The organism is Snodgrassella communis (genome assembly GCF_914768045.1).
GTDB classification, from domain to species: Bacteria; Pseudomonadota; Gammaproteobacteria; order Burkholderiales; family Neisseriaceae; genus Snodgrassella; species Snodgrassella communis.
Window position 1 is genome coordinate 124,494 of record NZ_CAJZCD010000001.1, and the last position, 26,365, is coordinate 150,858.

The 26,365-nt window shown below is 45.5% G+C and carries 22 protein-coding genes and 2 tRNA genes; 8 read left to right on the top strand and 16 right to left on the bottom strand.

Annotated features, from left to right (window positions below; translation table 11 throughout):
• Positions 1 to 132: 132 nt before the first annotated feature.
• The 7 genes from rpiA to MJ761_RS00530 form a co-directional block, all read right to left on the bottom strand.
• Positions 133 to 801 carry a ribose-5-phosphate isomerase RpiA gene (rpiA, locus tag MJ761_RS00500; protein ID WP_093091015.1) on the bottom strand — a complete coding sequence of 223 codons (669 nt, stop codon included), beginning with the start codon at positions 799 to 801 and terminating at the stop codon, positions 133 to 135.
• A gap of 83 nt (positions 802 to 884) precedes the next feature.
• Positions 885 to 1,367 carry a 2-C-methyl-D-erythritol 2,4-cyclodiphosphate synthase gene (gene ispF / locus MJ761_RS00505; protein WP_093091017.1) on the bottom strand — a complete coding sequence of 161 codons (483 nt, stop codon included), beginning with the start codon at positions 1,365 to 1,367 and terminating at the stop codon, positions 885 to 887.
• A complete protein-coding gene (ispD, locus tag MJ761_RS00510) occupies positions 1,364 to 2,071 on the bottom strand; it encodes a 2-C-methyl-D-erythritol 4-phosphate cytidylyltransferase (RefSeq protein ID WP_093091019.1) in 708 nt (235 codons plus the stop codon). The genes ispF and ispD overlap by 4 nt, the downstream gene beginning before the upstream one ends.
• The gene (gene dnaQ, locus MJ761_RS00515; RefSeq protein ID WP_176715043.1) at positions 2,068 to 2,814 is read right to left on the bottom strand and encodes a DNA polymerase III subunit epsilon; all 747 of its coding nucleotides are present in this window, start codon (positions 2,812 to 2,814) and stop codon (positions 2,068 to 2,070) included. The genes ispD and dnaQ overlap by 4 nt, the downstream gene beginning before the upstream one ends.
• A 521-nt stretch (positions 2,815 to 3,335) precedes the next feature.
• Positions 3,336 to 4,709 (bottom strand): TolC family protein, encoded by a 1,374-nt coding sequence (locus tag MJ761_RS00520; RefSeq protein WP_239392826.1) that lies wholly within the window; start codon positions 4,707 to 4,709, stop codon positions 3,336 to 3,338.
• 112 nt (positions 4,710 to 4,821) lie between these two features.
• Positions 4,822 to 6,759, bottom strand: a complete 1,938-nt coding sequence (locus tag MJ761_RS00525; RefSeq protein WP_093091025.1) for a MacB family efflux pump subunit — start codon at positions 6,757 to 6,759, stop codon at positions 4,822 to 4,824.
• Positions 6,760 to 6,762: 3 nt separating this feature from the next.
• Positions 6,763 to 7,959: an efflux RND transporter periplasmic adaptor subunit gene (locus MJ761_RS00530; protein ID WP_369796817.1), complete on the bottom strand. Its 1,197-nt coding sequence runs from the start codon at positions 7,957 to 7,959 to the stop codon at positions 6,763 to 6,765.
• 384 nt (positions 7,960 to 8,343) lie between these two features.
• On the opposite strand from MJ761_RS00530, the gene coaD reads away from it, so the two are divergent.
• On the top strand, positions 8,344 to 8,859 hold the full coding sequence (gene coaD / locus MJ761_RS00535) for a pantetheine-phosphate adenylyltransferase (RefSeq protein ID WP_037406287.1): 516 nt from the start codon (positions 8,344 to 8,346) through the stop codon (positions 8,857 to 8,859).
• A 1,294-nt stretch (positions 8,860 to 10,153) separates the two neighbouring features.
• Positions 10,154 to 11,524 carry an NAD-dependent succinate-semialdehyde dehydrogenase gene (locus tag MJ761_RS00540; RefSeq protein ID WP_093091030.1) on the top strand — a complete coding sequence of 457 codons (1,371 nt, stop codon included), beginning with the start codon at positions 10,154 to 10,156 and terminating at the stop codon, positions 11,522 to 11,524.
• Positions 11,525 to 11,635: 111 nt separating this feature from the next.
• Here MJ761_RS00540 and MJ761_RS00545 read toward each other — a convergent pair whose 3' ends face one another.
• From MJ761_RS00545 to gluQRS, 9 genes are all read right to left on the bottom strand, one after another.
• Positions 11,636 to 12,124, bottom strand: a complete 489-nt coding sequence (locus tag MJ761_RS00545; RefSeq protein ID WP_093091032.1) for a hypothetical protein — start codon at positions 12,122 to 12,124, stop codon at positions 11,636 to 11,638.
• 32 nt (positions 12,125 to 12,156) lie between these two features.
• Entirely contained in the window at positions 12,157 to 12,516 is a 360-nt protein-coding gene (locus tag MJ761_RS00550; RefSeq protein WP_093091322.1) for a DUF423 domain-containing protein, read from the bottom strand.
• Between the two features lie 271 nt (positions 12,517 to 12,787).
• The gene (locus tag MJ761_RS00555) at positions 12,788 to 13,069 is read right to left on the bottom strand and encodes a hypothetical protein (protein WP_093091034.1); all 282 of its coding nucleotides are present in this window, start codon (positions 13,067 to 13,069) and stop codon (positions 12,788 to 12,790) included.
• 265 nt (positions 13,070 to 13,334) lie between these two features.
• Entirely contained in the window at positions 13,335 to 13,451 is a 117-nt protein-coding gene (cydX, locus tag MJ761_RS00560; RefSeq protein ID WP_093091324.1) for a cytochrome bd-I oxidase subunit CydX, read from the bottom strand.
• Between the two features lie 62 nt (positions 13,452 to 13,513).
• Positions 13,514 to 14,665 carry a cytochrome d ubiquinol oxidase subunit II gene (gene cydB, locus MJ761_RS00565; RefSeq protein ID WP_093091036.1) on the bottom strand — a complete coding sequence of 384 codons (1,152 nt, stop codon included), beginning with the start codon at positions 14,663 to 14,665 and terminating at the stop codon, positions 13,514 to 13,516.
• 9 nt (positions 14,666 to 14,674) lie between these two features.
• Positions 14,675 to 16,219, bottom strand: a complete 1,545-nt coding sequence (locus tag MJ761_RS00570; RefSeq protein ID WP_093091038.1) for a cytochrome ubiquinol oxidase subunit I — start codon at positions 16,217 to 16,219, stop codon at positions 14,675 to 14,677.
• 383 nt (positions 16,220 to 16,602) lie between these two features.
• Positions 16,603 to 18,264, bottom strand: coding sequence for an amino acid ABC transporter ATP-binding/permease protein (locus tag MJ761_RS00575; protein ID WP_093091042.1), 1,662 nt, complete (start codon positions 18,262 to 18,264; stop codon positions 16,603 to 16,605).
• Positions 18,261 to 19,961, bottom strand: coding sequence for a thiol reductant ABC exporter subunit CydD (gene cydD, locus MJ761_RS00580; protein ID WP_176715038.1), 1,701 nt, complete (start codon positions 19,959 to 19,961; stop codon positions 18,261 to 18,263). The genes MJ761_RS00575 and cydD overlap by 4 nt, the downstream gene beginning before the upstream one ends.
• A gap of 48 nt (positions 19,962 to 20,009) precedes the next feature.
• Positions 20,010 to 20,906 (bottom strand): tRNA glutamyl-Q(34) synthetase GluQRS, encoded by an 897-nt coding sequence (gluQRS, locus tag MJ761_RS00585; protein WP_093091326.1) that lies wholly within the window; start codon positions 20,904 to 20,906, stop codon positions 20,010 to 20,012.
• A gap of 245 nt (positions 20,907 to 21,151) precedes the next feature.
• On the opposite strand from gluQRS, the gene tsaB reads away from it, so the two are divergent.
• The 6 genes from tsaB to MJ761_RS00615 all read left to right on the top strand — a co-directional run bounded on the left by tsaB (position 21,152) and on the right by MJ761_RS00615 (position 25,430).
• The gene (tsaB, locus tag MJ761_RS00590; protein WP_093091046.1) at positions 21,152 to 21,835 is read left to right on the top strand and encodes a tRNA (adenosine(37)-N6)-threonylcarbamoyltransferase complex dimerization subunit type 1 TsaB; all 684 of its coding nucleotides are present in this window, start codon (positions 21,152 to 21,154) and stop codon (positions 21,833 to 21,835) included.
• Entirely contained in the window at positions 21,832 to 22,263 is a 432-nt protein-coding gene (gene rimI, locus MJ761_RS00595; protein ID WP_093091049.1) for a ribosomal protein S18-alanine N-acetyltransferase, read from the top strand. Before tsaB ends, rimI begins: the two co-directional genes overlap by 4 nt.
• Positions 22,257 to 23,105 (top strand): uracil-DNA glycosylase, encoded by an 849-nt coding sequence (locus MJ761_RS00600; protein ID WP_093091051.1) that lies wholly within the window; start codon positions 22,257 to 22,259, stop codon positions 23,103 to 23,105. Before rimI ends, MJ761_RS00600 begins: the two co-directional genes overlap by 7 nt.
• A gap of 101 nt (positions 23,106 to 23,206) precedes the next feature.
• Complete coding sequence (locus MJ761_RS00605) at positions 23,207 to 25,180, top strand: monovalent cation:proton antiporter family protein (RefSeq protein ID WP_176715044.1); 1,974 nt, start codon at positions 23,207 to 23,209, stop codon at positions 25,178 to 25,180.
• 65 nt (positions 25,181 to 25,245) lie between these two features.
• Positions 25,246 to 25,321, top strand: a tRNA-Val gene (locus MJ761_RS00610).
• Between the two features lie 32 nt (positions 25,322 to 25,353).
• Positions 25,354 to 25,430: transfer RNA gene (locus MJ761_RS00615), tRNA-Asp, on the top strand.
• Positions 25,431 to 26,365 lie beyond the last annotated feature (935 nt).

Consider the following 26,365-nt stretch of genomic DNA (forward strand, 5'->3'; position numbering starts at 1 on the left):
GCCTGTAATTGCCGTCAATTATTGCTGCAAAGAATAATTACTTCAAATAACAGCAGCCAGTCACCCTGTTTAAGGCAACTGGCTGACAGATACTAATTCAGATTATTATTACATACTTCTATCCCAGCGATTTCAGACTTTAGCCGTTAATATCTGAACGCCACTGCTGCACCCGAGTATCAGCAAATCAGCCGCATAATGGGTAAACAAACCATTGTCTACCACGCCAGGTATATTGTTAATCGCATCTTCCATTTTAATTGGCTCGTTCAGATTCAGATTGGCCACATCCAGAATCTGGTTGCCATTATCAGTCGTAAAGCCTAAGCGTAATTCCGGCTCACCGCCCAGTTTTAATAATCTGCGTGCCACCAGTGAACGCGCATTTGGCATAACTTCTACCGGCAACGGGACATGACCCAAGCGGCTGGTGTACTTGCTTTCATCAGCAATACAAATGAATTTTTCCGCCGCACTGGCCACAATTTTTTCATTAACCAAAGCACCGCCACCACCTTTAATCATCTGCAATAAATGATTAATTTCATCTGCACCATCAATATACAAGGGCAAACCATTGACTTCATTCAGCGTTACTTCAGGAATACCAAAGCTTTTCAAAGCTTCACTTGTCTGGGCAGAAGTAGAAACCGCACCTTTGATTCTTTTTCTACTTTGCGCCAGCGCTTCAATAAAGAAACGCACAGTTGAACCCGTGCCAATGCCCAAATATTCGTTTTCCTGTACGTATTCCAGTGCTTTTTCAGCGGCCTGACGCTTCAGTTCATCTTGTACTGCCATAATTACTGCTCCTTCTTTATTTTGATTGATGCGCAGACGATAATTTATCTACATAAAAAATTATAGCCCAAGCTTATGCCGGATTAAACCGCTGTCAATAATACAATGGCCTGGGCTTCAATAGCTTCTTCCCGTCCAAGGTAACCTAATTTCTCATTGGTTTTACCCTTAATATTCACCGCTTCAAAGGACAGATTCAAATCTGAAGCAATATGCATCCGCATCTGATCTATATAAGGACGCAACTTTGGCCGCTGAGCAATCACCGTACTGTCAACATTCACCACCCGCCAGCCAGCAGCCTGCACTGCTGCATAAGCACCACGTAACAACACACGACTATCTGCGTCTTTATTCACAGCTGCGTCATCCGGATAAAGTTTACCAATATCGCCTAAAGCCGCAGCACCTAACAGCGCATCAGTAATGGCATGTAAGAGAACGTCGGCATCTGAATGGCCAAGCAAACCTTTATCAAAAGGAATATTTACCCCGCCCAGTAACAGTGGTCTGTCTGCCACCAGCTGATGCACATCATAGCCCTGTCCGATTCTTATCGAATTCATTCACCGGTTTCCTGTTGTAAAAAATAAGTGGCTAACATAGCATCTTGTGCGCTAGTCAATTTAAAATTGCATACATCGCCACTCACCAGCAGCGGCGCCAGACCAAGCATTTCCACAGCGGAAGATTCATCTGTTATTGCCTCTAAATCTGCCTGTGCTAGTGCTCTGGCAAGAATACCAGCACGGAACATCTGTGGTGTTTGTGCCTGCCACAAGCCTGCCCGATTGACTGTACAGCATACATGCTGCGCTGCATCAGCTTGCTTTAAAGTATCTGCTACCGGCAGCGCCAGCAACCCGCCTACGGCATGATTGTGTGTAGCTGCAAGCAGACGCTGCACCGAATCTGCACTCACACAGCAACGGGCTGCATCATGTACCAGTAGCCAGTCATTATCCTGTAAGCCAAATTGCTGCTGTGCCTGCGCAATGCCATTACGCACAGTCTGCGCACGTGTGGCACCACCACAGCGCAGAATATGAACATGCGCCGGTAACGCCGCTGCCGGATAGATGCTATCAATATAATCATCCTGTTCAGCAACCACAATCAGCAATAAATCAATGACACTGATTTGTGTCAGCCGCGACACGGTATGCTCTAAAACAGTTTTACCCGCCAGCTTAACGTATTGTTTCGGACACGCTGCGCCAAAGCGGGCACCGATGCCGGCAGCCGGAATCAGCCCTACATAGCGGGTCATGCAGATTTATCCTCAGTATCCTGCTGCCACTGCCGCCAGACACAGGGCGCGCCAACAATTTTATCCAGTGCCTGCAAATAGGCCTCATGTTCCTCCAGCTCTTCACTGCTGGGCGTGACTATTGGCAGTGCCGAGTGTTTAATCTGATACTGGCTGCCACCAGCCGGATTATTGCTGGTATTGGCTGTATCCATCAGTTCATCAACCAGACTAAACTGGCTACGGGTCATGGCCAGATATACTTCGCCCAGTAGCTCACAGTCAATCAGTGCACCATGCAGCACACGTTTGCTGCGGTCAACTTCCAGCCGTGTACACAAAGCATCCAGCGAATTCTTTTGCCCCGGATATCTGTCCCGTGCCATTTTGAGGGTATCAGTGATATCGCTAGTAATACTTTCAACCTCAGGCATTCCCAGACGGCTAAACTCCATATTCAGAAAACCGACGTCAAACGCGGCATTATGAATAATCAGCTCGGCACCACGTAGATAATCGGCAATCTGCTGTGCCACCTCAGCAAATACCGGCGCATTCATTTCTTTCAGCTTGTCCAACGTAATCCCGTGCACCGCTATTGCTTCTTCAGGAATATCACGCTCAGGATTAACGTACAAATGCAGATTATTACCAGTAAGACGCCGGTCTATCATTTCCACACCGGCAAATTCAATCAGACGGTCACCGTTGTTTGCCGACAGACCTGTGGTTTCAGTATCGAGAATAATTTGACGCATATTGATGCTTTAAGCGGTTGAACACCGCAGATTTAAAACAATAATCATACTAAAAATCTATTACTGCGCATACCTGCCCGTACAACCCGTTACAGATTAATTTTCAGACCTAAGTAGCAAAGTAAGATTTTTCACAGTATATACAAGCAAAACCACCATAGTTTTCAAATTATTGTCATATAAGCGACTAAACAGCACACATAACATTATATTTATTCGATTTAAAATCAATAATATAAAAATTAAATCTAGATATCTATGCAAATAATAATAACTATCATTTGCAATTAGAATCCAATTTGTTTATGATGTCCTTATCGTCATGCAACAACACAGTTATTCACTAATAACTTGTTGGCGTAATTGAAAAATCTATTTAAATAAATTGTTGTCTGCGCAACAGTTTATTCTGCAAGTTAACTATTGGTAGTGGTTTGTGTTCCTTTTAGCGCCCCTTTTTTTTAGGGGCGATTTTTTTTGTTTGGTTATTTAATGCAATATACAAACTTGCTCAATCAGTATCACCATCAGCGCGGCTGATAACGTCCAGCCATAGCCTGATAAATCAGATTTTCATTCTGCAAGACATTATAACGGTTATTCAATACACTTTGTGCTGAAGAATATTGCGTATTTAATGCATTCAGCCAGTCACTGAGCGGATTGGTACCATACTGATAGCGCGCATGATAATAACGGCTGTTTTTTAAATCAAACTGATATTTCTGCTCAGTATTGGCCAGAGTAACGCGGCTAAGCGAATATTGCTGATAATAGCGCGCCACCTCATTAAGCGCTGTAGTCAACGACTGTTCAAAAGTTAATTTCGCACTATCAAAATCAGCCTTGGCCTGCTTATTCTGCCAGTACAGAGTTTGCCAGTCGAGAAACGGCAGATTAACATTAACACTCGCTGTCCCAACTGGAAAATGCAAGGCAGAAGCAGACGTATCAGAACGCGAATTGACCACGGTACTCAGACTAATACTCGGGTACCAATTTCTCCGCGCAGCCTGCTGACTGGCATAGGCAGACTGTAAGCGATATTCTGCCGCGCGTAAATCAGGACGATTGGCCAATACAGATAACGGCACATCCAGATTTACCCCGCCAAAATGAATCTGATTTAATGGTGTCGGCCGGATATCTGCTTGTTCGTTAGGGCGCTGATTCAGTAAATTATGCAAATTCTGCACCACTTCTATCCGGTTTTGTTGCAGCAAAATCAGGCTGTTTTCTGCATTCAATAACGATTGCTTGGCATTGGTGGCATTAATACTGCTCACCTTACCCACCTGATATTGTGCCTGCGCAATACGTGCAATCTGCTGGTACTGCCTGATACTGTCTGTAGTCAGATTAATGGCACCATCAATATAAGCCAGATGGAAATAGTTATCCACCACACTGTTAATCAACGACAGCCGGCTGGCGGCCATATCCTGCTCACTGGCATGATAACGCCAGAAGGCTGCATCGGTATTGGCACGTATTTTCTGCCACACATCCAGTTCATAGCTCAAACCTAGCTGTCCACTAAAATTGCGGCTGGATACCCCACCATGTTTCAGATCTTTAGTACTACTGGCACCAAGCGAACCATTAGCCTTGGGAAATAAATCCACACCATTCAATCGGGCGCTATAGCGCGCTTTTTCAGCGGTTAACGCCGCCTGACGTAAATCAGCATTATTGGCAAGTGCCATGCTGATTAACTGATTCAGAGTGGCATCCTGATAAATTTCCCACCAGTTTGCATTAACCTGATATTGCGCAGCAATTTCTGCACTGCTTAACATTCCGGCCTTACGCAGACTTTGCTGCGGATATGAAGTATGCGTAGCACAGCCAGCCAGCAGTACGCTTAAACTGAGCACCAATACAGCAGTGCTTCTTTTCATAGAGATATTTTTCATCATGGTTACTTTAAACTTTAGCGGCAACCGAACCCTGCCGGATCAATACACCAGCGCAAACACTTACCCTCAACTACAGCTTTCAGGAAAAACAAACCTAATCACGTGACAATGCATCAATCGGATTCAATTGCGAAGCCCGTTTTGCCGGCATAAAGCCAAACAGCACCCCAATCACACTGGAACACAGTACAGCCATCACAATAGACAACGGTGAAAACGACATAGCAAAATCATTAGCCACAAGATTAAACAGCATACTGATAGCAAAAGAGAACAAGACACCAACCACCCCGCCAATCAGACAAATCAGCACCGCTTCAATCAGAAACTGCTCAAGAATATTGTGCTGCCGCGCCCCGATGGCCATACGGATACCAATTTCCTTTACCCGCTCAGTTACCGACACCAGCATAATATTCATCACCCCGATACCGCCCACTACCAGAGAAATCAGAGCAATACTGGAAATCAGTAATGTCATAGTACCGGTGGTGCTTTCAATAGTCTGCTTGATAGTATCACTGTTACGGGTAAAAAAATCTTCCGCACCATGCCGGGCTTTCAGTAACTCAATAATGCCTATTTCAGCCGTTTGCGAATTGACATTATCTTTCACCTTAACCGTTACCGAAGTAATATACTTTGAACCTGAAATCCGATTCATCAGCGTGGTATAGGGCGTGTAAAGTTGTAAACTGTCACTATCCATAAAACCATTATTATTTGGTGCTGTCACCCCTATAACCCGCAATGGCCGTTTATTAAACAAAATCACCTGCCCCAGCGGATTAGTACCATCAGCAAACAACTTATTCTTAGTATTATCATCAATCACCACCACCTGACTGTTCTGGGTAACATCATCCTCATTAAACAGGCGACCAACAGCTATCTTAATACCGCGTACATCAAAATATTGATCACCCACCCCATACATCTGAGCAGAAAGAGACTGATTAGCATAGGTTAATGTACCACTGGAACTGACTCCCGGCGTGACACTGTCCACATAATCCTGCTGTCTCAATACTTCAGCATCACCCACAGTCAGCGTTTTAATACGCGATGAACGACGATCGCCAAACCCATATCCCGGATAGACCGAAACCGTGTTTGTGCCCATAGCATTAATGTTTTCCAGAATTTTTGCCTGCGAACCTCGTCCCAATGCCACCACCGATACCACCGAAGCAATACCAATGATAATCCCGAGCATAGTGAGAAAGGAGCGCATTTTATGCGCCATGATTGCCTGAATCGACATCCGAAACGATTCAAACAACTGATCACGGTAAAAATGCCAGGAATTATGCTCTGCAATACTTTCAATCTTGCTGGGGCGCATACTTGTATTCTTACTATGATCAGCAATAATGCGCCCGTCGCGAATTTCAATCACCCGATTGGCATTGGCAGCAATAGTCGGATCATGGGTGACCATTACAATAGTATGTCCTGCATCATGCAGCTTATGCAGAATTTCCATCACATTTTGCCCGCTACCGGTATCCAGTGCGCCGGTTGGTTCATCCGCAAGAATGATTTCACCACCATTCATCAGCGCCCGAGCAATACTCACTCGCTGCTGCTGGCCACCAGAGAGTTCACTGGGTCGATTTGCTTCCTTACCCGCTAACCCGAGCTGCGCCAGTAACTCATCTGCCCGTTTCAGCCGTTCGCCGTGTTCCATACCGGCATACACCGCCGGCAAGGCCACATTTTCGCGCGCAGTTAACGAACTGAGCAGGTTATAACGCTGAAAAATAAAACCAAAACTTCGGCGCCGCAAAGCAGCCTGCTCGTCTGCTGTCATAGCCGCAGTTTCCACACCGTCTATTCTGTATGAACCACTAGAAGGCACATCCAGACAGCCAATAATATTCATCAGCGTAGACTTACCAGAACCAGACTGGCCAATAATAGCCACAAAATCGCCTTTTTCGATGCTCAGATTGATATCCTTAAGCACCTGTACCCGGTTTTCACCATGGCCGAACCAGCGATTAATATTCTTAATTTCCAATAAACTCATGGCTTACATTCTCGAGCCGCGCATTTTCGGGTCTTTACCGACACCATTTCTGGCATCAGCTTTGCTTAATGACGACAGCACTACCTGATCACCAGCTTTCAAACCTGATTTCACTTCCGTACGCATTCCATCCGTAATACCAGTCTGAATCTGTCTGTCCTCTATCTGCTGGTTATTACCCAGTATCTGCACCACTTTTTTACCGCGACGATGCTTAATGGCCTGATTGGATACAGTAAGTACATTTTTGGCAGATTTTACAAATATATTATTCTGCGTTGTCATACCAATATGCAACGCACCGTCATCATTCGGAACCAATGCACGGGCATAGTAATATATAGCCGTATCAGTGGTATCAGTACTGGTATTGTAACCGCCTTGCGACATCTTGGTTAAACCCGGATCCACTGCCTCCAGCGTAGCATTACGAACTTTACTATTATCTGCCAGCGTAGTGAAAGTCAAAGGCATACCCGCCTTAACCTTACTCATATCGCCCTCGGCAATCTGCATTTTATTCAGCATTTTACTTAAATCTGCCAGCTGAACAATAGTCGGCGTATTCTGGCTGGAATTTACCGTTTGCCCTTCTTCTATCGGAATAGAAACCACAGTACCATTCATCGGAGCAGTAATACGGGTATAACCCAAATCAGCTTCGGAAGTATTAATCGCAATCTGAGTCTGCCGAATCTGAGATTTTAATTCAGCCACATTGGCACGTGCCGCCGCCAGATTATCCTGCGCATTATCAAAATCAGCTTTAGATGTCGCATCCTGAGCCATTAATGCCTGTTCACGCTTAAATGCCCGCTGCTTCATTTTCAAAGCGATTTCAGCCGACACCAGCTGTGCACGATAAGTATCCAGCCTGGCTTTATTCGTATTGAGCGTGTTTAACTGAGTAGTGGAATCAATATCAGCAATCAGATCCCCCTTTTTCACCTGCTGCCCCAGCTTGACATACAATTTCTTAATCTGACCAGATGCCTGTGCACCCACATCAACCAGCTGAGCTGCGGCAATTTCACCGGTAGCATTCACAGTCTGTGTTATATCACCACGGCGTACTTCATCAGTGACAAAATTCATCTGATCTTCAGGTTTGAAAAACAGGCTCCACAATACCGCTGCCAACAGCAGCAAAACCAGTAGCCATACTACCCTTTTAACCCATTTTTTTTTCATCTGCTTCATTACCCGTTTAACATTCAAGCATTTTTGCCCTAATTAAAACATACAACTCATCAATAGCGGCAAAAGATTAAAATTGTAAAGGATGAAAACCATTCTCATCAACCTATCTTCCAGATAATCCTGTAAGTCTGCTATGAAACAGACAGAATACAGCTTTTATTAACCATTATTTACCTTGAAAAAACTTTTTCACACCAATCCGAATGAAAACACATTATACTTTGACAACAACAGCATAAATGATTAAGCTGCGCAGCATTGCATTCATAGCATTGAACAAACATAATCGGATTACAACCACACCATTAATGTGCGGCCAACAACATCAGCATACTGATAAATTATTCAGACGCACTTAAACAAAGCAGTTTGGAACATATCATAATGACCAGTTCAACCATTCGCCGTGCCGTATATGCCGGCAGTTTTGACCCGCCCACCAACGGCCATTTATGGATGATTCGTGAAGCCCAGCCACTGTTTGACGAACTTACCGTCGCCATCGGAATTAATCCGGAAAAAACCACCACATATTCAATAGAAGAACGCAAGCAAATGCTGCGTGCCATTACAGCCAACTTTCCCAACGTAAAAATCTCCTGCTTTGAGAATCAATATCTAGTTAACTATGCTCGCAGCATAGGCGCAGATTTCATCGTACGTGGTATTCGTACCGCCTCAGACTATGAATATGAGCGCTCTATGCGCCACATCAATCATGATTTACAGCCGGATATATCCACTATTTTTCTGATGCCGCCACGCGAATTTGCCGAAGTTTCCTCAACCATGGTTAAAGGAATGGTAGGGCCACAAAACTGGCAAGCTATGATACGCCGCTATGTACCTGATGCAGTATATGAAAAAATCATGCAGGATCATATGTATCATGAGGGCTGAACTGGCTGACTTTTAAAATCCATAACCTAAACCAGTATTACAACTAATTGCAATACTGGTTTAATCTTAAATTTCCGTTTTCTAATAAAAATAATTTGGGAAACAGAAACGAGAATTTAAAACAATAATTCCAGTTTTAAAATATCTACTTTTATAAGCAGCTTTATTTGCACAAGTATCCTACATATAAAAGATTGATTGTAATCAAATTTTAACCGTACTTAATTTGACTGTGTTAAAACAGATGCAGCAAAGACATTGATTTTCTAACTATATTTACCATTAGCTAAAACATTTGATATAAGAGTTTGCATTTCCTTCCCAGTTTGTTTTCTTGTTCCAGACTAAGCAAGTGCCGAACCAGCTCAACCTCCTTGGATAGCAGAAGCATTTGGATCAATAAGCGTTTTAGCAGCCTTGATTACTACACTCGGAGATGTTTTTTATTTCCAGCCATTTTGTCTCCTTCAAGTAATTAAACACAATATATATCAATTACAACGGATAAAAATATCTTAGTATTAACCGCATCTCTTTACTCAAACTGAACAATATCAGCTTGAGTAATAATAAAAAAATTCAAAAACCCATATGTACTGGAAAAATACCGTAGCACCCAATCTACTTAATTGTTACCAGTTATTACCTTGCACATATTAATACAACCACAATGCAGTGGCATAACATCAGCTACACAGAATACAACGCTATGTCCATTTTGTTCAGCCCCACCGCAGCCGCCATTATCCTACCGGTATCGCAGTATCAGGAAATCATGCATTAACTGTTATCCACACTTATCAGCACCAGCGTGTCAACGCAGACAGAACCCACCCGATAGCACATCTATTACATTTAATCATAAAGTTAGCTACAGCCTGTCTCCCTGCCATCAGTATTTACCATCAAAACCAAGCTGGTAGGCATACAGATTGGTGAGCTTACTATAGCATCCGCTTATAGTCGCCAGCATCTGGCTAACCGTACATTAACTGACAATGCTGCCCATGAATTTGGTATCATTTATGCCATGTAGATACAGATATTATGACCAATCAGACCAACATTCTGGCCAATTTATTCATACTATTAGCCAAACCCACATCGTCTGTTATACGGCTCGTACGCCACTTTGCAAAATCTTTATCACTGCCGTACAATCATTTTTAATATCTGATTCTATTCCTTATTTCGCTAAAGTCGTATACCCCTGAACCAGATGACAGGTTTTCCCTGCCTCACCTATTAACAGACAAAATATTCTTACCATCACATCTATAAGGAGTAGCAGCATATGGCTTACCAAACTATCAATCCGTTTACCAACGAAGTGGTTAAAACGTTCAGCAATCACACCGATACTGAAATAGAAAATACACTGAATCAGGCTTATGCCTTGTACCAATCAGCATGGGCGCAACCAGAAAACATAAGCGACAGACAGGCATTACTGCGCCGTCTGGCAGATGTTATGATTCTGCATCAGGAAAAAATTGCCCGTACCATCACACTGGATATGGGTAAACTTCTGATTGAAAGTCGCAACGAAATTGCCAACTGCATCGAAATAGTACAATTCTATGCCGAACAGGCTGCCGACCTACTCAAACCAGTAGCGTATCCTAGCAAACTAGGAGATGGCTGGGTAGAACATCATCCTATTGGCATTATTCTGGCTATCGAGCCGTGGAACTTTCCGATTTATCAACTAATTCGCGTCATTGCTCCAGCAATAGCAGTAGGAAATCCGGTAGTAGCCAAACATGCCAGCAATGTACCACAGTGTGCGCAACTGGTAGAAGATTTACTGCACGAAGCCAATGCACCGGCTGGTACCTATACCAACCTGTTCGTCAGCCCAGACCAGATTGCCGCCATTATCAGCGACAGACGGGTGCAGGGTGTTGCCCTAACCGGTTCCGAAAGTGCTGGCAGCATTGTGGCCGCACAGGCCGGCAGCAAACTGAAAAAAACCACCATGGAACTGGGCGGCAATGATGTATTCATAGTGACAGATGATGCAGATGTAATAGCTGCGGCACATACCGCTGTGGGTGGCCGGCTATATAACGCCGGACAGGTATGCACCGCGGCAAAACGTTATATCGTGCACGAAAAAGTAGCACCGCAATTTATTCAAATTGTACAGGACAGCTTTGCCAAAGTCATAATGGGCGATCCGCTGGATGAAAACACTACACTGGCACCACTTTCCTCAAGTAAAAGCAAAGAAAATTTGCAGAAACAGCTTGATGCAGCCATCGCCCATGGTGCTAAAGTATTGTGTGGCAATCAGCCAGCCGAAGGTAACTTCTTCACCCCTACCCTGATTACCGATATCAGTCGTGACAATCCGGCCTATTTTGAAGAGTTTTTTGGCCCGGTAGCCCAACTGTATGTGGTTAAAAATGATGATGAAGCCATTGCTCTGGCCAATGATTCCCATTTTGGACTGGGTGGCACCGTGTTCTCTAAAGATATTGAGCGAGCAAAAAAGCTGGCCTCCCGAATCGAAACCGGAATGGTATTTATCAACCGCTTTGGTGATTCAGTAGCCGAATTACCCTTTGGTGGAGTAAAACGCTCTGGTTTTGGACGTGAGCTGAGTGATTTAGGTATTAAAGAGTTTGTAAATCACAAACTGGTGGTTGTAAGTCAGAAATAAATCTTTCTAATTGCCAGTTAAAAAGCAGTCTGTCATAACAGACTGCTTTTTAACGGCTGAAAGAATAAAATTTTGCGAATTTATCATAACAAACAGCAACAGCCATTGCGCCTAATCACTTTGTACATTGAATTCAACCCGATTAGGCAAGCCTTTAGGCACAATCAATAATACAAACGCTCGCATCTGATAGCCCAGCTCAGCACCAGATCGGATACGTAGATTTAATACCAGCCTGTCCTGAACAAGTTTTAGAATCAATGGCCTGATATCCAATTGTTGCTGTACTATTCCGACATCAAATACCAGTACGTCCTGAGTGGTAAAATCAATCGGCGTAGGTTTCCCTGCTTCGCCCATGGTTGCAGCCACCGAAAAATAACGGGCAAATACTTCTGCCGAAGTAATATGCCGTGGTACTGATTCAGTTACCGTATTTTTAATAAAATAATTACTCGCCTGCTGGTAAGATACCGGCACTGCATTTTGGCTACCTAGCCGAGCCGAAGCCTTGGCTGCCATGATCGAGGGATGATTACAACCACCCAGTAAGCCAGCCAGCACCAGACAAAAACATATAGAGCGAATATAACCACACATCGCATACCTCCTGCCAGAATCAATGAAAATGACTACTGCTTAAAAGCCAGCCATGCCAACATTAGCCAGCCAATAATCATTAATATTCCGCCCACCGGAGTAATCGCACCCAACCAGCGTGGTAACCCTAAAGCCATCAGATACAGCGAACCACAAAAAATAATCAGCCCCAGCTGTAGCAGGCAAAACGGCATTTTTACCGCAAATGACGGCATAACTCTTGCCAGTACACCCAATGCCAGTAAGCCCAGCGCATGCCAGAAAAAATACTGTGTAGCCGTAAACCACCATTGCAGTTGCTGCGCACTAGCCGTATGCTTTAATCCATGCGCGCCGAATGCCCCTAGCATAACAGCTACAGCCAGATTAACCGCTGCCGTACCTAACCACATAAAATACTCCTCATCATTAACATAGCCTGTAAATCCGTACCGCTTAAAGCTGATTAGCTGTACAGCCACACCATTCAGCCAGAAAGCCACAGTATAAGACCACAGAATCGACTAGCAAATCACTTTAATGGCGTGTATTAAAATACTCAGCCACAACAGATCCATATTTATCATAGCGACTGCCAGATTGTCTTAACCACAAATAAAAACTGACTAATCTACCGGATTAGTCAGTTTTTAGCATTCAGGCCACAATTAGCCTTTTATCATATTATTTACAGCTAATACCAGCTATTTGTGGCGTATTTGCTGTACCTACCTTAATAACACAACTGGTACTGCTGCTACCAGATACAGTCAGACTTCCGGCAGCCAGATTCATGTTCAGGGGTTGTTTCACACCCATTTTCACTGCGGTGCTGGCCAGTTTCTGTACTTCTTCTGGTGCATAGGCAGTATTATTAGTTGCAATCTTAATATCCTTAGCGCCAGCGCTTACCGCTACCAACAGCCCTAAAGAAAGCATCAAGCCATTTCGTATCAATTTATTCATCGGGCTCCTTTCCTAAAAGAAAAACCACAAAATATACTAAAGCAAACGCGCAAGATTTTCCAGAAAAATTATTGTAACTTACCTCACCTCAGCAGAAATTAGCATACCAAAAGCATAATATTGTTATTAATACACTCATTATAACTATAATTACACATAAAAAGCTGTATACCAACTCATGGTATACAGCCAGCTAAAGTAACATTAAATTGAGCAAATATTCAGGATATATACAGCTGAAACTAAACCTGCAAACTATTTTCAGTTATTGCGATTGCTGGTCTGATGCTTCCCTGTCCTGCTGATATTCACCCCACAAAGCATTTACTACTCCCAAAAGTATGGCAAAGCCAATTCCCAAACACCAGGCGAAATACCACATAAAAAACTCCTTGATTTGTGTTCTGCCTGTCAGCCACTGCGCACTGGCAGGCAAAGCCATTTTTAATATGCACTGTGATCGTTTTTGCGAATATGCTCGCCAGTTACCTTGCCGCGCATTACCCGATAACACCAGCCGGTATAAAACAACACAATCGGCACAAAAATAATTGCAGCCACCAGCATCACAGTTAAAGTAAATTCACTGGAACTGGCATCCCACACTGTCAGGCTGGAACGCAGGTCTGTACTGGAGGGCATAATAAAAGGGAACATCGCCACACCGGCTGTACCGATTACCCCGGCCAGACCAAGTGCAGAAGACCAGAATGCCACAAAATTCTTACCATTCTTCGCCAGTAACCATGCCAGAATAAAGCCTACATATGCCAGTACTGGAATCAACAGTAACAGTGGATATTGCTGAAAATTCTTCATCCATGAACCAACCGCAGTAACCACCTGCTTATTCAGAGGATCCGGAGCAGCAGCTGGTAAATAGCTTCCGGCTACCATCGTGTATCCATTAATCCCCATATCAATCCAGATACCGGCCAGCGAAAACGTTACTACCACCACAATTAATGCAATTGTACTGGCACGCAGCGCCCGTTCTCTCACCACATCTTCGGTACGTAAAGCCAGATAAATTGCACCATGGAAAATAATCATTGCAGCAGATACCACACCACACAACAGACTGAATGGATTGAGCAGCCCCCAGAATGTGCCGGTATAGAAAGAACGCAAATCATCATCAAAATGAAACGGTACGCCAAGCAACAGATTACCAAATGCCACACCAAAAATCAGCGGTGGCACAAAACTGCCGACAAACAGCAGCCAGTCCCAAGAGGAGCGCCACTGCGGATTATTAATTTTACTGCGATAATCAAAACCTACCGGACGGAAGAACAAAGCCCACAACACTGCCATCATTGCCCAGTAGAAACCGGAAAATGCGGTTGCATAAGCATATGGCCAAGCGGCAAAAATGGCACCACCACCGGTAATAAACCATACCTGATTTCCATCCCAGTGCGGGCCTACCGTATTAATAATCACACGGCGTTCATTATCGCTTCTGCCTACAAATGGAAGTAGAGCACCTACACCCATATCCTGCCCGTCCATAATGGCAAAACCAATCAGCAGAACCCCCAGCAACAACCACCAAATGAACTTCAATACTGGATAATCCAAGAAGAATTCCATAGTCTACTCCTAATGCTCAGCTTCATTGGCATAACATCCCGTGCCCAATGAGCCCGGCCCCTGACGCGAAAACCGTACCATAAGATACATTTCCACAATCAGTAATATCGTGTACAGCGTTACAAACCCGAAAATTGATCCCCAGATATTGGCGGCAGTTAACGAAGAAACAGACAAATTGGTTGGTAATACACCATATACTGTCCATGGCTGGCGGCCATATTCTGCTACAAACCATCCAGCTTCACAGGCCAGCCATGGCAATGGCAAACTCCAGAAAGTCCACTTGAGCAACCAGCGTTTTTCAGCAAAATTATTTTTAACCGAAGCATAAAAGGCCACAGCCATCAATAAAAGCATCAAAAAGCCACTCAATACCATAATACGGAAACTCCAGAACATCGGAGTCACACGTGGAATGGTTTCTCGTGCAGCATGAACAATATCAGCTTCAGTAGCCTGACGTACATCCGGTACATAAGATTTCAACAACAGACCAAAGCCCAGATCATTACCATATTTTTTTAGAGTGGCCTGTGCCTGTTCATCAGTACGATTTTTCCGTAACACTTCCAGAGCAATTACCGCCTCACGACCATTGCGGATACGCTCAATATTTTCAACAATAATTTCCTTAATCCCCGGAATCTGCTTATCCAGCGATCGAGTGCCAATCAGCCCCATTGCCCACGGAATTTCAATTGCAAAATCATTTTTCATTGCCTGTTCATTTGGTATAGCAATCAAATTAAATGAAGCCGGAGCTGGTTCAGTTTCCCACATTGCCTCCAGCGTAGCCATTTTAGTTTGCTGCGACTTACCAACTGTATAGCCAGACTCATCGCCAAGCACAATCACCGACAGAATTGACGCCATACCAAAAGCAACAGCGATACGGAAGCTTTTCTTAGCAAATTCCACATCCTGACGTTTTAACAGATACCAGGCAGAAATAGACATCACAAAAATCGCACCGGTTACATAACCAGCGGATACCGTATGCACAAACTTATTCTGCGCCACCTCATTAAGGAAAATATCCGCAAAACTAGTCATTTCCATACGCATGGATTCAAAGTTGAAATGCGCGCCTACCGGGTCTTGCATCCAGCCATTGGCCACCAGAATCCACAATGCAGACAGATTGGTGCCCAAAGCCATCAATACAGTAACCATAAGATGACCGGGGCGACTTAACCGATCCCAGGCAAAAAAGAACAAACCTACAAAGGTAGATTCCAGAAAAAAAGCCATCAGCCCTTCAATAGCCAGTGGAGCACCGAATATATCCCCGACATAGTGCGAGTAATACGACCAGTTAGTACCGAACTGGAATTCCATTGTAATCCCAGTGGTTACCCCCAGAGCAAAATTAATACCAAATAATTTACCCCAGAAGCGCGTCATATCCTTGTAAATCTGCTTGCCGGTTAACACATAGACTGATTCCATTATTACCAGAATCCATGTCATCCCTAGTGTCAGCGGTACAAACAAAAAGTGATAAAGCGCGACCAGTGCAAACTGCAACCTAGACAGTTCTACCAAATCCATAGCTTTGTTCCCTATATTTATATTAATAAATTTTTATTCAGTTCTTAATAGCACCAGTTACAATATTATCCTGATTACATAGAACAAAATGTACTATAACAAATCAGAAATTTTAAACTTAAAATAAAAATTTCCTGATATGAACATATTTAAACTTAAATCAAAAAAAGCAAAAATTAAGATAAATAAAACTTACATTACAGATAAACAATTAAATTTTTGCATTAACAACATAAATTCTACATACATAGAAGTATTAATTATAAAACAATGGATTTTATCTGCACAACATAAACTTGATTTACATCAAATAATATTTCCTTTTCAAAAATAAACATGCCAGCACCATAATAAAAATTACATCAGCTAACAATTTATCAAAGTCAGTTTCCACCTATATGCAGTACTTGCGCATCCGGCCATGGATTAAGCTGATGACTGGCCACAATCAGAATCCCATGCTGCTGATGCCGCCTGAGCATCGATGCCAGTGCCATTTGAGTGTGCTCATCAATACCAGCAAAAGGCTCATCCAGAATCATTAGCGCATAAGGGCGCAGCAATAAACGCGCCAGAGCAATCCTCCGCGCCTGCCCACCCGACACCGCTGCACCATATTCACCCAAGGGCGTATCCAGTTTTTCAGGCTGATTCTCAGCCCATACAGCCAGCCCGACATCAGTTAATACCGCCCATAACTCATCATCCGTAGCCTCTGCTTTACCCAAACGCAGATTTTCGGCCAAAGTCAAATCAAATATATCCAGCTGCTGTGCCAGATAGGCTATCTGTCCCTGCCATTGCCATGCTGAAAATGGCTGCTGATTACAATACAGCTTGCCACTTGCAGGTTGCAGCTCATCCGCCAACACAGACAATAGTGTTGACTTCCCTGCGCCCGATGCGCCCTGTAACAGCAGAATATCACCATTAATTACATCAAAATTAACATTTTCAGCACCATTCAACGCATCCGGCCAGCGCGCAGATATTCCCCGCGCCTGCAAATGCAATCGTACCGGTAAGATTTGTTTGGCGCATTCCTCCGATATCTGTGCTGGCACAATAGCATTCAGTCGCACACACGCAGCCCTGCACAAACCATATGTCATCATATTCATACCCAGTACCAGCACCAATTCCGCAAAGCCAAACACAGCCAGTAATAAGGCCAGTAACATCGCAACAGATAAAGTGCCATTGCCTGACAGCGTGCTCCCCAGCCACAGCAGCATTGCTGCTGCTACAGCCAGACATACCTGCTGTAATAGCACTACCTTACCCGCCAGTTGCTGCTGGCGTAACTGTTCATGAACATAAATCCGGTCTTCAGCAAGAAAAGCAGTAGCAAAACGCGGCCATTGCTGCCACTGTAATAGCGCAGTTAACGCTTCCAGCGGTTGCAGCAAAGCTGAACGTCGTTGCTCAGCTTGCGCAGCCTGCTGCCTACCCCAGCTTTGCCCGTACCAGACGGCCACAGCAGGAATAAGCACTGTTGCCAGCAATAAAGGAATACCCAGATACAACGCCAGCAACCCATTGGCCACAATTGAAGTTAAACCAAGAATGCACAGCAGCATAATGAGTGCCCATAACCATGGCAAAACCACACTCAGCGGCCAGTTATTAAGAAGTTCAATATCACTGAGCAAACGGTGCATCTGGCGTAAAGATGCCGATTGCTGCTGTTTACCTGTAGCCAGACGCGCAAACAGACTACTGCGCAAATCTGCCAGCAAACCCAGCACCGCATCATGCGATCCCAGACGCTCACCATAGCGACCGGCCGTTCGCACAATGGCCAGCAAACGGATTACCCCAGCGGGCGTAAAATAATTAAACGTATAGGCTGTTGCCAGATTCACCACCCCCGCCAGCCCGGCAGCTGTAATAAACCAGCCTGATAAAGCCAGCAAAGCAATACTGGCAATAGCCGTTGCCTGCCCCAGAAGCCACGCCAGCATCCAGACACCCTTGCGGCTCAATAAAAGATTCGATAATTTTAATTGCTGTCCCGACCACAACAAATGGTAATGTTTCATCATAATTGCTCCTGATGGCCAGACAACACAATCTCTCGATCTACCCACCCCGCATAACTGACATCATGACTCACCAGCAGCACCGTTTTACCAACACTCAAACGCGCCAGCAGCTGCATAATGTCCGCCGCAGTCTGCGCATCCAGATGAGCCGTTGGTTCATCCAGCAGCCACAGTGGCGCATTGCGCAACAGCATCTGCGCCAGAGCCAGCCGCTGCAACTGACCACCAGACAATCCACGGCCACGTTCCCCCAGTAAAGTAGCCATCTGTTTAGGTAAACCCTGCACCAGTGTCCATAGTCCTACCTGCTGCAAGACCTGCTGCAACTGCTTATCAGTGGCATCAGCATTAGCCAGACGTAAATTTTCAGCAATCGATAATGGCAGAATCGGCGGCATCTGCGCCAGATAAGCTACCGACTGCCGCAACAGCGGCAGATTCAGATCAGCATAATTATGCTGATTAATCCACACAGTACCAGAATAAGGCGCAAACCCCAGCAAAGCCTGCAACAGACTGGATTTACCACAGCCACTTGCCCCACTGAGCAAAACACGTTCGCCGGTTTGCACATTAAAACTGAATTGTGGCAAACGAATACGCTTATCTCGTCCGTACACCACCAGATTTTCTGCCCGCAAACACGGTGGAGTCTGTAACACAAAATCCATTTTAGCAGGCACAGCAGCCACACTATTTACCACCTCATATAAAGGAATCAACGCCTCTGCTGCCGCCTCAGCTTTCGCCTTATCATGATAATCAGCTCCGAGCTGACGCAGCGGTGCATAAAATTCTGGTGCAAGCAACAAAATAAACAGCGCACCCTGATAAGGTACCGGAATCTGACCATTGGCCCACGGCAACACCCCCAACAGACCTAATCCCAGATAAACCGCTACCAGCGCAATTGCCAGCGATGCAAACAATTCCAGTACCGCTGTAGACAGAAAAGCCAGACGCAGTACGGCCATCGTTCGCATACGATAAGACTCGGCAGCCGAATCAATGGCCTGCTGAGCCTGTAGCTGCGCGCCCAAACGGCGTAAAGTTGGCAAACCGCGTAACAAATCCAGAAAACGCCCGCTTAAAGCCGCCAAAGCAGATAACTGAGCCCGGTTTTTGCGTGCAGCAGCCTGCCCCAGCAAAATCATGAAAACCGGCACCAGTGGTGCAGTCAGCAATAACAGAACAGCAGCAAACGGACTATAAAAACAAGTTGCCGCAGCAATCAGTAACGGCATCAATGCAGCCAGTTGCTGTTGCAGCACATATCGGCTGAAATAGCCATCCAGAGCATCCACCTGTTCCAGCACCAGCGTTGACAACGCACCATCACTACCGTACTGGCTGCGTTCCGGCCCCAGAAAAGCAAGTGCTTTTAATAACCGGCTGCGCAAATGCAGCCGAATCGACATACTGGCACGCAACAACAACCGTTCCTTAACATAACTCAACAACGGCCGTAACAACCAGCAAAACAGCAAAACCGGTAAAAACTGACGTAATGCCGCAGTCACACCCTCACCATTGAGCCACCGAGCAAACAGATTGGCCAATAGTGCACTTTGTACAATAATCAGTATCGCCACCGTAATCATCAGCATCCATGCCAACAGGAATGAACGGCGTTGCTGCTTTTGCCATAAACGCAGATAAGACCGCGGCACAGAGGCTTGTACATTCTGTCTAGCCAACCTGCTTCTCCCTTTGCATAAAATCATCAAAAAACATTCTGCTCATAACTACTGAACAGCCACAATTGCCTGTGGTAAAACCCGCTCAAGCTGCCAGTGCTGCACTGCCCAGCCAAGCAAATCGGCCAGACTATCCACCTGTGGCGCCTGTGGCAGTCCCAGATAAGCCAGAACCTGCCGCAACAAAGCCTCGCGTCTGTGCAGATCCAATGCGGGTGCCTGCGTCTGTTTCGACCACTTCTGCCCCAACGCATTAGTCAACAGTGGCAAATGAGCATATGTGGGTTGAGGCAAACCCAGTAACTGCTGTAAATAAATCTGACGCGGTGTCGACACCAGCAAATCCTGCCCGCGCACAACATGATTAATACCCTGCGCAGCATCATCCACCACCACCGCCAGCTGATATGCCCAGAAACCATCAGCACGTAACAAAACAAAATCACCCACATCACTGGCCAGACACTGCTGCTGCCAGCCCTGTACCGCATCCAGAAAACTGATTAACTCAGACCCTACCCGCAAACGCCACGCCGGCATTTTATCAGCACACAAGCATGTATCTTTACTAAGCGATGCACAACGCCCACCATAAACAACCCCATCCACACCCATACCACGCGCTTCGGCCTGCACAGTTTTACGGCTGCAATAACACGGATAAACCAACTCATGTGCACGTAACTGCGCCAGCGCCGCCGCATACAAATGATAGCGCCTGCTCTGATAGACCACCTCTCCATCCCAATGCAGCGCAAAAGCCTCCAGTGTAGACAGAATAGCCGCGGCTGCACCGGGCATTTCTCGCGGCGGATCCAAATCCTCCATACGTACCAGCCAGCGGCCATGCCGGCTACGCGCATCCAGATAAGATGCCACCGCAGTTAATAGCGAACCAATATGCAATAAACCAGTAGGACTGGGAGCAAAGCGCCCCACATACAAATCAGTCACAGACAACATCCATCCCTATACAGCCAACATAACAACTAACTTAACATTACCCCTGCAAAAGTACAAACCAATATGCACCATCAGCAGCAGCCACAACAACATAAACAATTACTTATTAAAAAATCACCCCGAATCAGCAAATATAATTTTCACCTTTACCATCAAAGCAGCAACAGAACTAAAAACAAGAACCATAAAAAGGTATAATCCAACCTAACTGAACATATAGGCACACCATGATTAGCTCCGACTCGCGCCTGCTTATAATCGATACAAGCACCAACTACCTGTCACTGGGACTTCATCAGAACGGGCACACCCACAGCATTTACGAAGCAGTGGGTGCAAAACAATCCGAACTGATACTACCGCGTATTCAGCAATTATTAGACACAGCCAACCTCAAACTGACGCAACTGAATGCCATAGTATACGCTCAAGGGCCGGGAGCATTTACCGGATTACGTATCGGACTGGGCGTAGCTACCGGTCTGGCACTGCCGAATAACCTACCCCTAATTGGCATTCCCTGTCTGGATGCCGTAGCTGCACTGGCTCCAGACCAACCCTGCGTACTAGCCGCAACAGATGCACGCATGAACGAACTATTCTTTGCCTGGTATGACACCCGGAATCATAAACGCTTAAGTGATTATCAAGTCGATTCTGCCGACAACATCAGACTGCCAGCTGGCCAGCATACCGCTAGCGGCGTTGGCAACGCCTATGCACTGGATATCACCTTACCAGTTTCAGGGCAGAATCTTATGCCGGGCGCACAGCAATATGCCCAACTGGCCTTATCCGGCCGTTACGCCCCTACCGATGCTGCCCATGCCAGCCTGCTTTACGTACGCAACAAAATTGCGCTAACCGCCACCGAACAGGCAGCCAGACGCGCTGCGAATCAGACCGCATGAATATCCGCAACGCCATTCTTACCGACATTCCCGCTTTACAAGAACTGGAACAACAGTGCAACCCCTCACCATGGTCGGCAGCACAACTTAGCAGCAGCATTAATACGCTACAGCCTGTGTGGGTAATCGACCAGCCTGAACACGGAATTATCGCCATGCTGGTCTGGCAAAAATTACCAGATGAAGCAGAAATCCATCTACTCAATACCCATCCGGCACACAGACGACAAGGGTATGCTCAGCAATTACTAGAACATTTATTTCAGTGGGCACAGCAGCACCACATTAACCGCATCCTGCTCGAAGTTCGCGCCAGCAATAACGGCGCATTACAATTATACAAACACAACGGTTTTCAACGTTGTGGCCTGCGCAAAAACTATTATCACAATGGCGAAGATGCCGTGCTAATGGAAAAACCATGCTAGACAGCCGCTATCTCTACCTACACGAAGCCATGGGACTCGGGCCCATGTGGTTATCACAGAGTGCTCATCTGATCATTCCGGCAACAGCCGGAAAAAATACAGAAACAGACAGCGAAGCAACACCCGCACACCAAACCGTACCCGTCAGCACGGGCAAATCGCCGTCTACAACTGATGCCCACATAACCCAACCAGTCAACCGTCACCGTGCCGCCTTACAACAAATCATCAGCCAGCGCGCTCCTGCTGCCCTACCTGTAGCACAAAAAAACACAGACGAAAGCAGCGACAGCAGCAGCCTAAACCCCATCGCAGACGAACTGAACATCAGTTTTGACACCATACCCAGCACACTGCCAACCTGTACCCGCTGCAATCTGCATCAGGAACGCTGCACTCCCCTGCCCGGTTACGGCGCAATCAACGCACGTCTGCTGGTGGTCAGCTCCAATCCGGCACCACCAGACGACAGCAGCCAGCAACTTTTCAGCGGAGAAGTAGGCAAACTACTCAACAACATGCTGGCTGCCATCAATATCACAGCCGAAGAAGTTTTCTATACCAGCCAAGTAAAGTGTGCGCCCAACGTCAGCCTGCGCATCTCAGCCGAGCACATGCGCGCATGTCTGCCCTACCTGAGTGCACAAATCCAGCACATCAGACCACAAGCTATCCTCCTACTGGGTCAGATATACAGCCAGCTCGACCAGAACACCCTAGCACAGAACCTGCATAACATCCCATACGTCATATCCCCTCATCCGGCACGCTTACTGCGCCAGAGCCACCTAAAAGCCACAGCATGGGCAGCACTGAAACAATTGCGTAACTATTTACAATAATCTGCATCAAAAAAAACAGTCTTACCAAAGATAAGTCCGCACAAGCCAAAGTATCTATGTTAAAATATGATAATAAAATTTTAATTAAATAAAATCAACATATTATGCATATTTCTCTTGGTCCTGTCGTGATGATCCTATTGGTAGCTGTTTTAGCTGCCATCATCTGTCGCCGTCTGCACATCCCTGCCATGCTCGGCTACCTCGTAGTTGGCTTCATTGCCGGCCCGGGTTGGCTGCATTTAATCAACCAGAACCATGCCACCGAATTCATTGGCGAAATCGGCATCACCTTCCTCATGTTCAGCATCGGACTGGAATTTTCCATTGGCAAACTTAAAGCCATGCGCCGGCTGGTACTCGGATTAGGCGGGTTACAGGTTGCACTCACCCTAACAGCTCTTTTCATCATCCTGGGCATCATGGGTATCCAGCTCACATGGGCATTTACCCTCGCCGCCGCCATGACCATGTCCTCTACCGCCATCGTCAGCCGTATCATGGTAGAAAAAAACGAACTGGGGCAACACTACGGCCACATGATCATGGGCGTATTACTGATGCAGGACATCGCCGTCGTACCACTAATGATTCTGTTTCCCGCACTGGCACACAGCAGTGACGGCCTGATATTACAAATGGGCAAAGCCCTGCTAACCATGATACTGGCACTTGGCCTATTACTGGTGGTTGGTGGCAAAATCATGCCGACATGGTTCCGCCTGATTGCGCGCACCAAATCCAGCGAACTGTTCATGATTAACGTATTACTGGTCACACTGGGCGTTGCCTACCTCACCCAGCTAGCTGGCCTGTCACTGGCACTGGGCGCCTTCGTTGCCGGCATGTTGATTTCCGAAACAGAATATCGCTATCAGGTAGAAGACGACATCCGACCTTTCCGCGACATCCTGCTTGGCTTTTTCTTCATTACCATCGGCATGAAACTCAACATACAAGTATTACAGTCCAGCTGGTTAACCATACTGTCACTGTGCGCATTACTGATCATCCTCAAAGCACTGGTACTCTATGGTATTTGTCGCTACATGAAAGAAAACATCAGCGACAACATCAAAACTGCACTGTATCTGGCACAAGGTGGTGAATTCGGCTTTGTCATGCTGGCAATCAGCGGTGCGCTCAAACTAGTCTCACTTGAGCTGCAACAGGCAACCATTGCCGCCATCCTGCTTTCCATGGTACTGGCACCCTTCATCATGAAAAGTGCCGATAAAATTGCCAAACTACTGGTTAAACGCAGCTGGGACGAACAAGCAGTCGACTTACAGAGCATACTGGTGGATACCATGAGCAAATCCGACCATATCCTCATTATCGGCTTCGGTCGCTGTGGCCAGAGCATAGCCCGCATCCTGCAACAGGAAGAAACACCATACTACGCCATCGATCTAGATGCAGAACGCGTGGCTACCGCCAAAGCAGCCGGAGAACCAGTTACATTCGGAGACGCCAAAAGACAGGAAGTATTACAGGCAGCCGGATTAAAACGCGCCAATACCGTACTCATCACCATCAACGACATGACCGAGGCCAAACACATCCTCAGCAACATCATGCTGATTGCCCCCACCATGCCAGTAATCGTACGCGTCACCAGCGATGACAACATCTCCACCCTCACCGAAATAGGTGCAGACGACATCGTTTCCGACGAAAAAGAATCCAGCCTCACACTGGCCAGCGAAGCACTGCTAAGCTCAGGCAGACCATTTGATGAAGTCTATCAGATCATGCAGCGTATCCGCCAAAACCGCTATCAAGAACTTGAAGGCTTGTTTGCTGGCAGTGATGACGAAATTTCTGATGAAAATGTACATTACTACCGTCAGGCTTTCACCCTGCCACCAGATGCCTTCCTAGTGGGCAAAAGCATCAACGAACTGCCGCTGGACAAACTGAACATCAAACTACTCTCCGTACGCCGCAACGCACACCAGCTACGCGAATTTGCACCGGATTTCCGCTTCAAAGCCTCCGATACACTAGTAGTATTGGGTCTCAGAGACAAAGTAATTCTCTTTGAAAACTGGTCACTACAAGGAACAAGCTAATTTTTTCACAATCAGCACTTGCCAGCAGACAGCATATCTGGTTTAATACCGACTTTCCAAAGCACGGGTGATTAGCTCAGTTGGTAGAGCGTCTGCCTTACAAGCAGAATGTCGGCGGTTCGACTCCGTCATCACCCACCAGTTTACTGTTTTATGCCTAGCATGAAACTTGCGCGGTGGTAGCTCAGTTGGTTAGAGTACCGGCCTGTCACGCCGGGGGTCGCGGGTTCGAGCCCCGTCCGCCGCGCCAAAATAATATAAAAAAAGCACAGCTTCTGCTGTGCTTTTTTATTAACAACCAAAACCAATAACCTCAACTTAGCCATAGCTGCTACAGCAGCCAGACCAGCAAGCAACAGAATCATCAGCCTTAAACAAATAGCTCCCCCATTCAGCAATAGTACTGATAAAGACAATAGCCACTATCTTTTAGAAAACCAGCCAGCACCAATAAAAACAACCGAAAACACCATACACATCGAATCAACTTTTATATATAAAAATAATACAAACCTGCCCAACCCAAATAATTAACAATGCACTCAACACGAATAAAAAACATATCGATACTTTTAACAACTAAAAAGACAAATAAACACTCCAGAACAAGCAGCAAATTATAAAAACTTCTGCGCAGCAATAATAAACAGAAACAAATGAGCAGGATTAAAAACTCAAAATCCAGAACATAATTACAGAAAAGAGCAAAACCAAAAATCGCCACCATTTATCAAAAATAAATAACAAAAAAGAAAGCATAGAATACAGATTCCATTATCCACCGTATTTTCATCAATCTTATTTCCAGACTGTCAAATTATTAGCGACCAACTAAGCCATAAAACCCAAAATAACCATCAAAAGCCACCAAGAATACAATAGCGGATTTGAAGAACAACACAGATATATATATTAAATACTAAAATAATGAATAGCGCATAGACAGAAAAATAAAGTTCTACCCTTAGCATAACCAAAGAGATAAAAAATAATTTCCAGATAATAAAACAACTGCTAGATTTCAGGCTCTATAAAAAATTTAAAAAAGCATACCCCGATAAATAACAACACAACCTACTGGAAGCCACCATAAAACACCAATCAAAACATCAATATACATACAAAAGACACAACTTTAACTACCCAATAACATCCACCCATAGACAATTGCCCAGTATGATTGTT

Excerpts from the sequence above, each read along its gene's own strand:
- rpiA (WP_093091015.1), bottom strand. The coding sequence starts at position 801 with ATGGCAGTACAAGATGAACTGAAGCGTCAGGCCGCTGAAAAAGCACTG.
- ispF (WP_093091017.1), bottom strand. The coding sequence starts at position 1,367 with ATGAATTCGATAAGAATCGGACAGGGCTATGATGTGCATCAGCTGGTG.
- ispD (WP_093091019.1), bottom strand. The coding sequence starts at position 2,071 with ATGACCCGCTATGTAGGGCTGATTCCGGCTGCCGGCATCGGTGCCCGC.
- MJ761_RS00520 (WP_239392826.1), bottom strand. The coding sequence starts at position 4,709 with ATGAAAAGAAGCACTGCTGTATTGGTGCTCAGTTTAAGCGTACTGCTG.
- MJ761_RS00525 (WP_093091025.1), bottom strand. The coding sequence starts at position 6,759 with ATGAGTTTATTGGAAATTAAGAATATTAATCGCTGGTTCGGCCATGGT.
- MJ761_RS00530 (WP_369796817.1), bottom strand. The coding sequence starts at position 7,959 with ATGAAGCAGATGAAAAAAAAATGGGTTAAAAGGGTAGTATGGCTACTG.
- coaD (WP_037406287.1), top strand. The coding sequence starts at position 8,344 with ATGACCAGTTCAACCATTCGCCGTGCCGTATATGCCGGCAGTTTTGAC.
- MJ761_RS00540 (WP_093091030.1), top strand. The coding sequence starts at position 10,154 with ATGGCTTACCAAACTATCAATCCGTTTACCAACGAAGTGGTTAAAACG.
- MJ761_RS00545 (WP_093091032.1), bottom strand. The coding sequence starts at position 12,124 with ATGTGTGGTTATATTCGCTCTATATGTTTTTGTCTGGTGCTGGCTGGC.
- MJ761_RS00550 (WP_093091322.1), bottom strand. The coding sequence starts at position 12,516 with ATGTGGTTAGGTACGGCAGCGGTTAATCTGGCTGTAGCTGTTATGCTA.
- MJ761_RS00555 (WP_093091034.1), bottom strand. The coding sequence starts at position 13,069 with ATGAATAAATTGATACGAAATGGCTTGATGCTTTCTTTAGGGCTGTTG.
- cydX (WP_093091324.1), bottom strand. The coding sequence starts at position 13,451 with ATGTGGTATTTCGCCTGGTGTTTGGGAATTGGCTTTGCCATACTTTTG.
- cydB (WP_093091036.1), bottom strand. The coding sequence starts at position 14,665 with ATGGAATTCTTCTTGGATTATCCAGTATTGAAGTTCATTTGGTGGTTG.
- MJ761_RS00570 (WP_093091038.1), bottom strand. The coding sequence starts at position 16,219 with ATGGATTTGGTAGAACTGTCTAGGTTGCAGTTTGCACTGGTCGCGCTT.
- MJ761_RS00575 (WP_093091042.1), bottom strand. The coding sequence starts at position 18,264 with ATGATGAAACATTACCATTTGTTGTGGTCGGGACAGCAATTAAAATTA.
- tsaB (WP_093091046.1), top strand. The coding sequence starts at position 21,152 with ATGATTAGCTCCGACTCGCGCCTGCTTATAATCGATACAAGCACCAAC.
- rimI (WP_093091049.1), top strand. The coding sequence starts at position 21,832 with ATGAATATCCGCAACGCCATTCTTACCGACATTCCCGCTTTACAAGAA.
- MJ761_RS00600 (WP_093091051.1), top strand. The coding sequence starts at position 22,257 with ATGCTAGACAGCCGCTATCTCTACCTACACGAAGCCATGGGACTCGGG.